This is a genomic window from Flavobacterium aquidurense (assembly GCF_002217195.1).
GTDB lineage: Bacteria > Bacteroidota > Bacteroidia > Flavobacteriales > Flavobacteriaceae > Flavobacterium > Flavobacterium frigidimaris.
On the sequence record NZ_MUGR01000026.1, the window covers coordinates 70978 to 85808 of the forward strand.

Below are 14831 nucleotides of genomic sequence, written 5' to 3' on the forward strand. Positions count from 1 at the left end.
GTGAATTCGTGGCTAGAAAACTTTGCTAAAAAGAATGTTCTCTGTAATTTTTTTGCTACAGATTATAAGGATTAAAATGTTTTTTTCTACCATAAATTGCACAAATTTTCACAAATTAATTCGGACTGATTCGTGAATTCGTGGCTGAAAAATTTTGCTAAAAAACTTTACAAACCACTAAACTTTAAAAACTATATAAATGAAAAAAATGTTTATTCATCGCTCTTTAAGTTTGCTGATACCTGCACTATTTTTTGCACAGGTAAGCGTTAAAGCACAAAATGAAGGACTTTCTCTGAAGTCAAAAGACAATCTCAATAAAATTGAATTGTCTTTAGCAGAAAGAGGAAAGCTGTCTTATAATGTTACCCGCAAGGATAAAACCATAATTTTGGATTCTCCGCTTGGTTTGACTTTTGAAAACAATGATTTTACATCAGGTTTATCGGTTGTAAAAGTTTCAGCTATTGAAGAAAAACGTGAAAAATATGAGCTTAAAGTGGCTAATAATAAAGTCGCAGATCATGTCTTTAAAAGTAAAAGCGTAACATTCAAAAACAAGCAAGGTGCTTTAATGACAATAGATTTAATTGCGGGTGCTGAAGGCGTTGCTTTTAGATATAAATTCACTGACAAAGAGCCACAAAAGAGAGTGGTTACCAATGAAATTACAGGATTTCATATCGAACAAAATGCAAAAGGCTGGCTTCAGCCGTATAATAAGGCAGGAGATTATACGCCGGGTTATGAAGATTTTTATGTTAATGTCAAGTCTGGTGATCCAATAAGTGGCGCACGAAATGAATCTGTGGGTTGGTGTATGCCAGCGCTTTTTAATGTAAATGGTACTAAAAACTGGGTGCTGATTGCAGAATCAGAAGCAGATGGCACATTTCCGGGCTGTCATTTATTACCGGATGCTAAGAATGGAATTTACAGTATAGGATTTGCTAAAAAAGACGAAAAATTTACCCTGCCTTTACCGGATAAAGAAGCTTATCCAGAATCAAATTTACCATGGACAATGCCTTGGAGAGTGATCATGATTGGTGATAAAGCAGGAGATATTTTATTATCGACTATGATTACCGATTTGGCTCCAGCCTCAAAAATTGAAGATACTTCCTGGATCGTTCCCGGAAAAGCAGCCTGGTCTTGGTGGTCACATCCTGAAGATTTTACGCCAGAGATGTATAATAAGTTTACGGATGTTTCGGCTTCGTTTGGATTCAGATACACACTTTTTGATGCCGGATGGGAAAAAGCCAATAAGGAAGGAAAAATTATTGATTATGCTTTGTCAAAAGGAGTTCAGCCATTAGTTTGGGGATATTCGGCAGAATATTTTGATTCGCAAAAAAGAAAAAATAGGTTTAAGGAACTGGCAAATATGGGCGTAAAAGGCGTTAAAATAGACTTTTGGTGTTCGGATCGTCAAGAGGTTATGGCAGCGCTGCAAGGTGTTTTTGAAGATGCCGCCAAAGAGCATTTATTGGTAAATTTACACGGTACAACAATACCAAGGGGCTGGCACAGAACATGGCCTAATTTTGTAACGGCAGAAGCTATTTTAGGAACCGAAAGTTATTTTTATGAGCCAGGATTTCCGGAAAAAGCAGCAGAACAAAATACAGTATTGCCTTTTACAAGAAACGTAGCAGGACCTGCTGATTATACACCGTTTGCATTGACTTTTAGAAAATACACACGTTTAAATACTGCAACACACGAGCTGGCGATGGCGATGATTTATACCTCAGGTATTATTCATTTTGCTGATTCTGAGGAGGTTTTTAATTCACTTCCTGATGCACTTAAGAATTTATTGAAAGAGATGCCTGCAACCTGGGATAAAACAGAATATATAATTGCAGATCCTGGGAAAACGATTGTTTTATCACGTCAGAAAGACAATCTTTCTTATATTGTTGGGATAAATGGTACAAATGCAGCAGAGCCAATTTCAATAGATCTTAAAAAATACGGTAAAGGTTTTTCAAAATTCAGAATTATCTCTGAAGGGAAAGATGCTTTAATGGATTTTAAAGTTGAAACGTATCCTTTAACTTCAAAATGGGAATATAATTTAGCTCCTAAAGGCGGATTTATTATTCAATTTATAAAGTAATACGACTTTTTTAATTGTTGGGATATTTAACCGCAAAGCACGCAATCCCGATAGCTATCGGGATACGCAAAGTTCGCAAAGCTATTTCAACATATAGCTTTGTGAACTTTGCTCTTTTATAAAACCCTCTAAAAAGAAAACCTTTGCGAACTTTGCGGTAAAAAACCTTTGCAGTTAAATCACCCTGCGGTTAAAATTTCGCCATCCAAAACCAATCAATAATAAATTGAAAAAAAGTAAAGGCAAAAAGGCTTTTGCAAAACTAATTTCTGACGGATCATGAAACGTTTCTACTTGAAATTTTGACCAGTTTTCTTTACTGACATCGGCATTATCAAAGATTTTTGGATAAAAATACAAACGCATTTTTTCATGAAACTGCTTTGTTTCTTTCAAAAACAAAAGCTGATTTCCTAAGTCAGATTGGGCAATTTCGTTCAGTTGAAGCTGCGTATGCAAAGTAGGAATAAATTGCGCTATAAACTGACTCGCTTTATTGCGTTGCTGTAATTTATGCTCTAATTCCTGAGATTGTTTCGCCGAATCGTCATCACCTGCTTGTTGCATGGCGTAATACCAAAGCCATCTGAATTCTTTATCCGGCAAAGGATAAGTTTTAAATTGCGGATAATGATTGTAGAATTTATCCATCGTTATTTTTTTATCCATATCCCATTTTTCATGATAGGCATTTCGTTGTTTTACCGTTAGTTCCAGAGCTTCGGGAATTGGAAATTTATTGACAATATACGTATTGATTACGGCCGGTAAAATAATAATCAAAAACAACCAAATGGTTAATAAAATAACAGCATTGAAGTTGGAATTCTTTTGTAAGGAAACAATGAAAAAGCTGATCGCAAACCAAAAAAGAATGTACAGAATTCCGAGCCCGTAAAATGTAAAAAGTGACTGGTTTAGCGGGATTTTCAAAAACAGAATGGCTATAAAAAGCACGATCGTTAAAAGTGCAATCAGACTTAAAATTCGGATATAAAACAATTTCAGAATGTATAAAAAAGTGTTTTGACTTTGAGTAGCCACAATTTTCCAGGTGCCGCTTTCTTTTTCCTCTGAAACCAGATTATAAGAAAACGCAACGATTAAGAGCGGAAAAAGATAAATCAAAACAAAACTAAAGTCGATATTTCCGGACAAAAGATTATTCGGATTGTTAAGTTCCGAATCGTATTTCTGACCTTCCAAACCACGAATGGTAACACTTTGTATGGACGGGTTTACATCTCGCTGACCAATTGCCAGACTATTAACGGGCAAAGTTGCATTAACCAGCGAAAATTTGATGTAATAGAGCAGAAGCCCCATTTCGTCTTTATGAAAAGCAGCATTTCGGGCAATATGTTCTTTTTGATAAAGTGCCGCTTCTTTGATGTTATTTTGTTGCTTTTGCTGAAATTGTTGTCCAATCAAAAGGCTTATAAAACAAATTACTAAAAGGAAAACCAGTCCAATTTTGGTTCCTTTAGATCGTATGAAATTTTTAAAAAGTAATGCTAACATATTAAATGGCTTTAAGGTTTTTAGCTGCAATTCGAATCAAAACAAAAAGCATTATTATCCAGAGAATTATAGAAATAACAGAAACAATTTCGGATTTTAAAACCTCCAGAATTCCTTTTGGCTCATAGTGAAATTCGGCCACATCAGCCCAATGTTCTTTGTTGATTGTTAAAGGTTTGTCATTAGGGCCGGGCTTTTTATTACTGATATATTTTACCTGCAAACCATTCATTTTTTGCGCCATGTTGTAGCGATAATCCTCGGCTTGTTTTTGAAAATCGATATACGAATCATAATCTGTATTCGATAATCCCATCGATACGTTTTTTATGGCGATATAGGGATTTAAGAAAGAAACGGTTTTAGAAAAACTATTTTGCTTTTCATAAACCTGAAGTAATTTTTCTAAATGCTGATTGTATATTCTGGAGCTTATTTTTTCACCTTCGGTCATAATAAATCCGGAATAATTAAAAGGAAGTTTTTGTACAGAATCGACTTTGTAAACGCTTAAAAGGGAATCTTTAATGGCTTTATAATGCAAATCATTCGGATTATGGCTGTCTCCTTGTTTGAGAATATCTTTTTCGATATCACTCTGAAACTGGATTTTCGATGGCGCTTCAAAAATATATGCTCCAATTGCCTGAGTGGTTCTTGGTAAAATAATGGTAAAAACCAGCCAAATCCCGATCAATGAAATCAGTGCTTTTTTTGATGTTTTACTTGATGCAGAAACTAAAACGGCAATGATGCAAAAGAAGATCAGATAAACAAAATGAAACAAAATAAACAATAGAATTTTGATGGTTTCATCTCCAGAAATGCTAAAATTTTGAAGTAATAACCAGATCAAAACCAATACAATAATCGTGGGAACAAAAAGAATCATGATCACGCCGGCAATTCCGAGTATTTTGCCTCTTAATAATTGTTTCCAGCTAATTCCCTGACTTAAAAGCAATTTTAAAGTTCCGTCTTCTCTTTCGGCTGCGACCGCATTAAAACCTAAAAAAAAGATCAATAGCGGCAATAAAATTTGTAAAACCATGGCAATACTTATTTCACCAAATCGAAGCATACTGTTCGAAAATCCTGCTTCAGAGAAATTGGCGGTATTTTGTTTGTGCGCTTCCAGAAATATGGCGTTCCCGAAAAACGGTTCCATTCCAAATTCAAAAACACTGAGAGGTGTACTTTTTCTGAAGGCAAAATTCCCGTAATGCGCCATTCGGTGCGGGTTTTTGTCCGGATTTTTCAACCAGTCTTCTCTGGATTCGTGCTGGTATTTTTCGCTGGTTTCGTTTTGATTGCTATAATTTTCCCAACCTGAAAACGCAGCATAAAGTAAAATTATCCCAATAAATAGGGTGATTATAAAAACTGCTGTATTCTTAAATACGGAGTTCTTTAAATGTTTGGCGATTAAAATTTCTGTGTGTAGTGATTTCATACCAATTAAAATTTATAAGTTACAGTCAGGCTAAAATTTCTGGGAGCACCGGGAAATAATCTCAGGTAATTCTGAGCACCTAACCAATAGGTTTTATTGAATACGTTACCTGCATTAAGCGCAATTTGCATATTGCTTTTGTTGGGTTTGTAATAAACAGCGGCATCAAAAACGGTAAAATCAGGAAGTGTAAAAGCTCTTGTAAACCAAGGCACTTTGCTGCTCTGGTATTGCATACCAAAACCAATTCCTAAATCCTTCAAACCCGAATCGGAATTGAAATTATAACGCGTCCATAAATTGGCGCTGTTTTTTGGTGTATTTTGCTTTCGGGCACCAATTAGCGAAGCATCACGATCGTTTGTAATTTTGGCATCGATATAACTGTACGAAGCATTTATTTGCCAGTCGGCCGTGATATAACCAGCCAGATCACACTCGAAACCACGGCTTCTTTCAGCACCTCTGGTGACCAGTAAATCGGGATTGGCCGGATCATTGGCATTCATCAAAATATTACGCTGATTGATCTCGTAAACAGCGGCATTAAAACTCATCGAATTATTGAAGAAAGTCGCTTTTAAACCCACTTCTTTCAAATTACTTTCAAGCGGATTAAACAAACTTCCGGCAGGTAAAGACCCGGTTTGAGGCATCAAAGTCACTGTATTCGATTGTGGCTGATAACCTTCTAGATAAGTTGTGTAGACATTAATTTCATTATTAATGGCATAAGTGACACCCACGCGAGGCAATAAAGCCGACTTTTTAACTGTCAATTCATTGTTGGATTCATAATTGGTAATGTCTTCAAACCATTCGTTACGCAAACCCAGTAAAAAAGTAAATTGCTCCCACTGAATCTGATCCTGAATATAAATGGCATTTGTCGTTGTCAATGCTGATGGCAGCGCAGTTCTCACATTTAAGGTATAATCATCTGCGCTCGTAATGGTATACGTTGGATTATTCAGATTGAAATAATTGACATTGGGTTTTGGTAAAATCACACCATCAATCGTCGTCGTTAGATAATTGGCAGCGTTTGCCGGAACAAAAGTACTTGCTACAGTTCCGTCTTTTAGTACATAACCTCTTGCTGCATTTTGTCCGCCGCCTTTGGTTTTATTCCAGGAGCTTAAATCGTATCCAGCCAATAGTTTATGTTTGATTTTTCCGGTTTTTAGATCGAAATTAAAATACGCACTCAAATTATCGATATCCCAATATTGCTGGCGTTGCACAAATTGCATCATGGCCAGACTGGTTACCGGCTGATTGTTCATATCAACGGCAAAACCGTTTGTCGTTCTGTGTTCCTGAAGATCTTCTGTCCAGGATTGTTTCATGTATTGGGCATTAAAACCTATTTTAGAACTGAATTTATGGGCGAAACTCGTCGTGAAAATCATTTCTTTCGACTTGAAAAAATCACTGGGAGCGCCCAGATTTAGACTAATTGGTGTTTTATTTAAATTCGTAACTCCTGCAACCGCACCAAAAATAGGCTGACCACGATCGAGAATTCCGGTCATGTCACTCAATATCAATTCAGTATTAATTGCCGTTTTTTCATTTGGAATATAACTGAAAGACGGAGAAATCAAAAACGACTTATTATTCACTAAATCACGAAAGGATTTGGCTTCCTGATACGCTCCGTTTACACGGTATAAAAGAGTTTTAGATTCGTTAAGAGGTCCTGTAAAATCTAAGCTTCCGCGAAAGGTGCTAAAACTCCCTACACTCAGACTTACTTCTTTTCGATCAATAGATAAAGGTTTTTTAGTCACCAAATTGATGCTTCCGCCCGGATCGACAGAGGAAAATGTGGCACTCGACGGACCTTTAATCACTTCAACACGTTCGATATTGGTAGTTAAAGGCTGTAAAAAGTAATATTGACGGGTTCGCATTCCGTTGATGATCTGTCCTTCTTCATTTTGACTGATACCGCGAATCGTGTACTGATTGTAATAACTCGCCGGAATTACGCCACTGGCCATCTTTACGGCATCGGCAAGATAAAAAGCTCCTTTATCAGCTATTAATTCTTTGGTAATTGTCGATATAGATTGCGGAATATCTTTGTTTAAAGCTGCAGTTTTTGTGGCAGCAAATGAGTAATCGCTATTGTATTTTTTTGATGAACGACCAACGATTTCAACTGTTTGTAATTCATTTCGGGCCACTTTTACAGAGTCTGGCGCAATGCTGTCTTTGGTTTTTTTGTTAATGATTTGAGATTGTACGCATTGAGTACCAATGATTAAAAATATAAAAGGATATATATGTTTCATTTTATGTTAATGGAAATTATACTTCCTTTTTTATACCGTTTGTAAATACAAGTCTTCCAGTTCATTTGCCGATATTTTATCGGCTTCAATAACTGTTACCAGATTGCCTTGTTTCATGATCCCAATATGTGAAGCAACTTCCCTGGCTCTGAAAATATCGTGTGTAGCCATCAAAATTGCCGTTCCGTCTGAAGAAAGTTCTTTCAGGATTTGCGAAAATTCGTTTGAAGCTTTTGGATCTAATCCGCTTGTAGGTTCATCCAGCAACAATACTTTTGCTTTTTTGGCAATGGCAATCGCAATACCTACTTTTTGACGCATTCCTTTAGAATATCCGCCAAGATTCTGATCGTGTGCGGTTACTTGTAAACCTGCTTTAGTCAGGAAATAAGTCAGTTCGCCTGTAGAATATTTAAATCCGGCAAGAGACGAGAAGAATTTCAGGTTTTCTAACCCAGTAAGATTGGGGTATAACATGACTGTTTCAGGAATATAAGCAACATATTTTTTGGTTTCCTGAGCATTTTCTTTAACCGAGATGTTGTTGATTTTGAGTTCTCCGTCCGTTGGTTCAATAAAGCCCAGAAAGAGATTAATTGTAGTTGTTTTTCCGGCACCATTCTGACCTAATAGCGCAAATATTTCACCTTCTTTAATAGTAAGGTTCAATTTATTCAAAGCATTATTATGGCCATATTTCTTGGTCAGGTTTTCAGCTATAAGCATAGTTTTTTATGTATTTGGAATGATTTAATTTAGTTTTTAGTCACAGTAAGTTTTAGTCACAGTCGCAGTGACAGTCACATTTAAATTGTGAGAATAGGGATAGTTTACTACGGTTTCTGAAGAAAGAAATTAATTAGTATTGAAAATGAGATAACATTTTCACCTCTTATTCATACGATTTTTGTTTGAATAGAGTGTGTCAAATGAAAATGCAATCGATTCTCCTTTTACCAATTAAAGATAGGTAAGAGGTGTTTTTAATTTTCCGAAAATAAAAATGTAGTCAACTAAATTAGGGCAGGAGGCGCTCTAAGGGCAAAAAGACTGCCTTTAAAGAAGGTTGAAGCCACTTTTGTATAAAAGAATACATAAGAAGTTTGGGTATTTATCTTGTGAAAAGATAAAGCTTGAAATGTATTTGGAATAAACGTACTAAAAGCAAAGTGGCAAACGTGGCAATTACTATCTACAGTGTGACTGTGTGTGATCTGTTTTTGCCCCTCAACATATTGATGATCACAAGGTTTCTCTGTTAGTTGCTTGTAAACATGCTCATAAGAATGCACAGTCTGAAACAGCATTGCGAACAATACAGTCAAAGACATAAAAAGATTAATTAAGACAATTTTCTTTTTCATTCTTGTTTTGGAAATCCTTTGTTTATAGCGGGTACATGAGTTATTAGTTAATGCAACTTGGTTGCAAAGATAGATATCTTAATTAAAAAAATACCGCAATTGAACAATAATTTAAAATTATGAATTGAAAATGTTATAAAAGGAAGTATCAAAATACTTATACCGTACTTTTTCAAATTTAGGTTTGGAAGTTTTGCTTTTTGCATCTATCGTAAAATCTGCTGCATATAAAAAAATCTTTTCCGCCACTGCGATTCAAAAAATTCACAATATTATTCCTGTTAACAAAGTGATTTATTGTTATATATCCGGGAAATGGTTAGAAATCCTGTTAGAATATTTCTATTTTTACTAATAGAGTATCATTATCGGCTTAGATAATAATTGAATTTTTGATTTGGCATTAGCTTCAAAAAGGGCCAATTTCTATTAACGAGCTTTCTGCTCAATAAAAAATAAATTATGAAAATAGGATTAATCGGATTTGGAAAGACTGGAAAATCAGTAGCATCAATACTACTGGAAAATAAAAAATTTTGTTTGGAATGGGTTTTAAGACAAAGTACTGTTTTAGAACACAGATCTGTTCCCGAATTTTTTGGAATTCAGTCAGACGAACCCGGATTAATTTACTCCAGTTCCAAAACCACGATGGAAGAATTGTTAGACAAACATCCTGTCGATGTCATTATTGATTTTTCGTCTAATGAAGGGATTTATACGTATGGAAAACTTGCTGCCGACAGGAAGATTAAAATTATATCGGCGATCTCTCATTATAAAGACAAAGAGTTGCAATTATTAAAAGAACTGGCCCATAAAACCACCGTATTTTGGTCTCCAAATATTACACTAGGAGTAAATTATTTGCTTTTTGCGGCTAAATTTTTAAAGAAAATTGCACCGTGGGTAGATATTGAAGTCAACGAAGAGCATTTTAAAATGAAACAAGGAACTTCAGGAACAGCGGTAAAAATTGCTGAAGCTTTAGATGTTGATAAAGAAAACATCAATTCCGTCAGGGCAGGAGGAATCGTAGGAAAACATGAAGTAATCTTTGGATTTCCGTATCAAACTGTCCGCTTAATTCATGAATCGATTTCAAGAGAAGCTTTTGGAAACGGAGTTGTTTTTGTTGCCGAAAATTTAGAACACAAACAAAAAGGATTATACAATTTTGAAGATATACTGACTCCTTACTTTGCAGTTTAGTTTTGTTGCTAGTTCATTTGCCGCAAAGGCACTAAGGCGCAAAGTTTTTTTTAATAAGGTTTAAAATAATCTCGCAATCACGATGGCTATGGGGAACAGAGTCGCAAGCTTTGACCACAATTTTGTCATTTCTACTACAAAAAAAACTTTATTTCCTTCAATATTCAAACCCGACAGGTTTTTTAAAATCTGTCGGGTTTATTGTATGTGCTAATTTGATTCGAATAATAATTAATTTAAATTTAGTTGATATATCAAATAAATAATTATCTTTGATATATCAAATAAATTTAAGGAATTTAAAATGAGTCAGAAAAATCCAATAGAGATGGTACTTTAATAGTTGAAAGAATTATCTGGCCAAAGAAAAAGATGAGACTGGATAAAAGAAAAACCAACTGAAAATCACTGAAAAAGGTCATAAAACAATTGTCTTACTGACTCCTGTTTTTAAACTCAATCGCAAAACCGTCCTTGAAGGATTATCTCTTGATGAAATCCAATTATTAGATAAAATCCTAAACAAAATAATTTTAAACTGTAAAACTTCATAAAAAATGAAATACCTATTAGCCTTATTATTACTAACATTTTCAATGGGTTCCTATGCCCAAAATCAGTCAGCCTCAAAAGAAGAAATTAAGCTTACTGAATTAAATAAAAAACAAATTATTGATTCATTGGCTCAACAACTTGAAGAATTCTATATACGACCAAATGCCGTTGGAGATATTAAAAAGAAACTGAATGAGAATTATAAAAAAGGGCTTTATAAAGATCTTGTAAAACCAAATGATTTTGCCGGTAAACTAAGTTCAGATCTTGTAGAGGCTAGTAAAGACTTACATTTTGCAGTACGATATGATCCGGAATGGACAAAAGATCAGCTAAAAAAAGGAGATAAAGAGGTACAGAAAAAAATTAAAGCAGAGGAATTGGCTGAAGCCAAAAAGAAAAATTTCGGTTTTCAGCAAGCACGAATTTTAGAAGGAAATATAGGCTACTTAAAGTTTGATTATTTTGAAGATCCGGCAATAGGAAGTGAAACTGCAGCAGCGACGATGCAATTTTTAAGCAGTACTGATGCGCTAATTATCGATTTACGCCAAAACAATGGCGGAGCAATGGAAATGGGACAATTTTTAAGCAGTTATTTTTATTCAGGTAAAGAATTACCTCTTTATAAATATTACACTAATGACAAAAACAGAAAAAAAGTCGAAAGAGAAATGTGGTTATTGCCATCTGTACCGGGAAAACGTATGGAGGATGTTGACATTTATATCCTAACAAGTAACACTACTTTTTCTGCTGCTGAATGGATGAGTTATTCGCTTCAAAATTTAAAGCGTGTTACGATTGTGGGCGAAAAAACGGCTGGTGGTGCGCATCCGATTGATCGAAAGATATTACCAAATGGTTTTTCTGTAAATATTCCTTTTGGAGAAGTAAAAGATCCGATTACGAATACAGATTTTGAAGGAAAAGGTGTTATGCCCGATGTTGTATGCAAAAGCGAAGAAGGGGTAAATACCTCTCACATATTGGCTTTGCAAAAGCTTTCGTCAAAAAACAAAGAATTATCAAACCATCTTGATTGGTATGTTCCTATCGTTAAAAACAGACAAAAAAAGGCCAATGTTGACGCTACAATTTTAAAGTCTTACCAAGGTAAATATGGCAAAGTGGAACTGAAATATGAAAATGATAACTTATATTACAAATGGAATAATATAGCCACTTTGCTATTGACTCCCTTGGAACAGGATTTATTTCTGCTTGATGGAGTAGATGATTTCCGCATAAAAATGGTCTCAGAAAATAATGTTATAACAGGATTTAAAAGAATCTATCAGGACGGGCAGGAGAAGTTTTATAAAAAAGAGTAAAGGTTTTAGAATTTAATCTCGCAAAGTCGCAGAGTGGCAAAGTTTTTTCTTTATAAGTTTTTTAAACTTGGCGTCTTAGCGTCTTTGCGAAAGATTTTTTATTCATCTAAATCACTTCCTGAAAATCAAAGCTTTAGTATATTCAGCATTCATTTTGGCAATCGAAAGAATAGAAATTCCTTGTGGACATTCGATTTCGCACGCTCTTGTATCAGAACAATTTCCAAAACCTTCGGCATCCATTTGCTCAACCATTGTTAGAACCCTTTTTGATGCTTCGATTTTTCCTTGCGGAAGCAACGCCAGATGTGTTATTTTGGCACCAACAAACAAAGCTGCACTGGCATTTTTACAAGTCGCTACGCAAGCTCCACAACCAATACAGGCCGCTGCATCAAAAGAAGCTTCGGCAGTTTCGTAAGATATTGGGATGCTATTGGCTTCGGGAGCCTGACCTGTCGAAGCGCTAATAAAACCGCCAGCTTCGATTATGGAATCAAAAGCAGAACGATCGATTTTTAAATCTCTTAAAACCGGAAATGCTTTGGCACGAAAAGGTTCAATATAAATAGTATCTCCATCTTTAAAACTTCTCATATGAAGTTGGCAGGTTGTAGTATTTTTTAGCGGTCCGTGCGCTCTTCCGTCAATCATAACGCCACATTGCCCGCAGATGCCTTCGCGGCAATCGTGGTCAAATTCTATCACACGTTCTTTTTTCTGAATTAAAGATTCGTTCAAAAGATCCAGCATTTCCAGAAAAGACATATGCTCAGAAACATTATCAATTTCATAATTTACCATTTCTCCTTTGGAAGAAGTATTCAGTTGCCGCCATATTTTAAGATATAGTTTCATATTCTGATGCTTTTGATTTATTTGTAACTTCTAACTGCCAGTTCAACCGATTCGAATACGAGAGGTTCTTTGTGTAATTCCGGTTTTTGTGCCGCGCCTTTCCATTTCCAGGCCGATACATAACAGAAATCAGCATCATTTCGAACAGCTTCTCCGTCCGGAGTTTGATATTCTTCTCTAAAGTGTGCGCCGCAGGATTCTTCTCTTTGCAAGGCATCATGGCACATTAATTCGGCCAATTCGATATAATCTGCAATGCGTCCGGCTTTTTCAAGTTCGCTGTTTAAAGTATCGTCGCCCGTAATTAAGAGGTCTTTTTCAAAAGATGCTTTTAATAATTGGATTTCATTTAAGGCCTCTTCCAGTTTTTCTTTGCTTCTGGAAAGTCCGCATTTTTCGTAAAGCAATCGCCCTATTTTTTTATGAAAGTAATCTGCTGAAAGCGTTCCGTTACTATTCAGGAATTTATCTAATTGGGTTCTGACCGCTTTTTCGGCTTCATCAAAAGCAGGATGCGTAATGGCTGTTTTTGGAGTATTTAATTCTCCTGCCAAATAATTCGGAATAGTATAAGGAGCTATAAAATAGCCGTCTACACAGGCCTGAAGCAGTGAATTTGCACCCAGTCTGTTTGCGCCATGATCAGCAAAATTAGCTTCTCCCAAAGCAAATAACCCCGGAATCGTAGTCATTAATTCATAATCTACCCAAAGTCCGCCCATCGTGAAATGCGCTGATGGCGATATCAGCATGGGTTCTTTATAAGCATTGATTCCGGTAATTTTCTCGTACATCGCAAAAAGATTACTGTATTTGGCTTCAATAGTTTCTTTTCCCTGCGCCTTAATAGCATCCGAAAAGTCAAGATAAATGGCGTTTTTCATAGGACCAACACCGTGTCCGGAATCAATTTGTTCTTTTGCCGCTCTTGAGGAAATATCGCGTGGAGCGAGGTTTCCAAAAGAAGGATATTTGCGTTCTAAATAATAATCCCGTTCTTCTTCCGGAATTGTATTCGGATTTCTGTCATCTGCTGCTTTTTTGGGTACCCAGATTCGCCCGTCGTTACGAAGCGATTCCGACATTAAAGTAAGTTTAGATTGATTTTCTCCGTGTTGCGGGAGTGAAGTAGGGTGAAACTGAATCCAGCTCACACCTGCCATATAAGCTCCTTTTTTATGTGCTCGCCAAATAGCAGAGCTGTTGCAGCCCATTGCCAGCGTAGACAAATAATATACTTTTCCGTAACCGCCGGAAGCCAGAACCACAGCATCTGCAGCATGACGTTCGAGTTCTCCGGTTTCAAGATTTCGGGCAATGATTCCCTTTGCTTTTCCGTCAATCACTACCAATTCAAGCATTTCGTGTCGGGTATGCAGAGCGACTTTTCCTAATGAAACCTGTCGCAATAAACCCTGATAAGCACCCAATAGAAGTTGCTGGCCCGTTTGTCCGCGGGCATAGAACGTTCTGGAAACCTGAACGCCTCCAAAAGACCTGTTGTTGAGATATCCGGCATATTCCCGGGCAAAAGGAACGCCCTGAGCAACGGCATGATCAATTAAAGCTGCTGAGCATTCTGCAAGGCGGTACACATTGGCTTCACGAGACCTGAAATCACCGCCTTTTATAGTGTCATAAAACATTCTGTAAGTGCTGTCGCCATCATTTTTGTAGTTTTTTGCAGCATTTACACCACCTTGCGCAGCTACAGAATGGGCTCGTCTGGCCGAATCCTGAAAACAAAATGATTGAATGTTGTAACCTTGTTCTGCCAGTGATGCCGCACAGGAAGCACCCGCAAGCCCGGTTCCCACCACTATAATGTTTAGCTTTTTTCTATTTGCGGGATTTACGAGTTTCGCTTTTGCTTTATAATTATTCCATTTTTCGGCTAACGGACCTTCCGGTATTTTTGAGTCTATCATTTTTTAATTTGGATTTAAAATGAATTTGGGCACAAATTGTAAAAAGAAACTGAATAATAAGAAGGTCTAATTTACTATAAAAAAATGAGGTTTTGTAATGAAAAAACTATTTTTCGCTTATTTAGAATGTTTCGCTAATTCATATTTTATCCATGATTCTTTATGCAGATGAAGTGAT

At 36.1% G+C, this 14831-nt stretch carries 10 protein-coding genes; 3 read left to right on the forward strand and 7 right to left on the reverse strand.

The window, feature by feature from the left end; genetic code table 11:
- The first annotated feature begins 199 nt into the window (after window positions 1-199).
- The gene (locus B0A67_RS14225) at window positions 200-2128 is read left to right on the forward strand and encodes a glycoside hydrolase family 97 protein (protein ID WP_072954056.1); all 1929 of its coding nucleotides are present in this window, start codon (window positions 200-202) and stop codon (window positions 2126-2128) included.
- Between the two features lie 174 nt (window positions 2129-2302).
- On the opposite strand, the gene B0A67_RS14230 is transcribed toward B0A67_RS14225, so the two are convergent.
- From B0A67_RS14230 to B0A67_RS14250, 5 genes are all read right to left on the reverse strand, one after another.
- Window positions 2303-3649 (reverse strand): DUF3526 domain-containing protein, encoded by a 1347-nt coding sequence (locus B0A67_RS14230; protein WP_072954040.1) that lies wholly within the window; start codon window positions 3647-3649, stop codon window positions 2303-2305.
- A gap of 1 nt (window position 3650) precedes the next feature.
- On the reverse strand, window positions 3651-5102 hold the full coding sequence (locus tag B0A67_RS14235) for an ABC transporter permease (RefSeq protein WP_072954038.1): 1452 nt from the start codon (window positions 5100-5102) through the stop codon (window positions 3651-3653).
- A gap of 5 nt (window positions 5103-5107) precedes the next feature.
- Complete coding sequence (locus B0A67_RS14240; RefSeq protein WP_072954036.1) at window positions 5108-7402, reverse strand: TonB-dependent siderophore receptor; 2295 nt, start codon at window positions 7400-7402, stop codon at window positions 5108-5110.
- 30 nt (window positions 7403-7432) lie between these two features.
- Window positions 7433-8128, reverse strand: a complete 696-nt coding sequence (locus tag B0A67_RS14245; protein WP_072954034.1) for an ABC transporter ATP-binding protein — start codon at window positions 8126-8128, stop codon at window positions 7433-7435.
- 287 nt (window positions 8129-8415) lie between these two features.
- Complete coding sequence (locus B0A67_RS14250; protein ID WP_072954032.1) at window positions 8416-8766, reverse strand: hypothetical protein; 351 nt, start codon at window positions 8764-8766, stop codon at window positions 8416-8418.
- A gap of 462 nt (window positions 8767-9228) precedes the next feature.
- Between B0A67_RS14250 and B0A67_RS14255 the strand changes: the two genes are divergently transcribed.
- Both B0A67_RS14255 and B0A67_RS14260 read left to right on the forward strand, forming a co-directional pair.
- A complete protein-coding gene (locus B0A67_RS14255) occupies window positions 9229-9978 on the forward strand; it encodes a 4-hydroxy-tetrahydrodipicolinate reductase (RefSeq protein ID WP_072954030.1) in 750 nt (249 codons plus the stop codon).
- A 557-nt stretch (window positions 9979-10535) separates the two neighbouring features.
- Complete coding sequence (locus tag B0A67_RS14260) at window positions 10536-11867, forward strand: S41 family peptidase (protein ID WP_084074439.1); 1332 nt, start codon at window positions 10536-10538, stop codon at window positions 11865-11867.
- Window positions 11868-11978: 111 nt separating this feature from the next.
- Here the strand turns inward: B0A67_RS14260 and B0A67_RS14265 are convergent, their stop codons facing one another.
- Both B0A67_RS14265 and B0A67_RS14270 read right to left on the reverse strand, forming a co-directional pair.
- Window positions 11979-12725, reverse strand: coding sequence for a succinate dehydrogenase/fumarate reductase iron-sulfur subunit (locus B0A67_RS14265; protein WP_072954026.1), 747 nt, complete (start codon window positions 12723-12725; stop codon window positions 11979-11981).
- A gap of 17 nt (window positions 12726-12742) precedes the next feature.
- Window positions 12743-14653: a fumarate reductase/succinate dehydrogenase flavoprotein subunit gene (locus tag B0A67_RS14270; RefSeq protein WP_072954025.1), complete on the reverse strand. Its 1911-nt coding sequence runs from the start codon at window positions 14651-14653 to the stop codon at window positions 12743-12745.
- Between the last annotated feature and the right edge of the window lie 178 nt (window positions 14654-14831).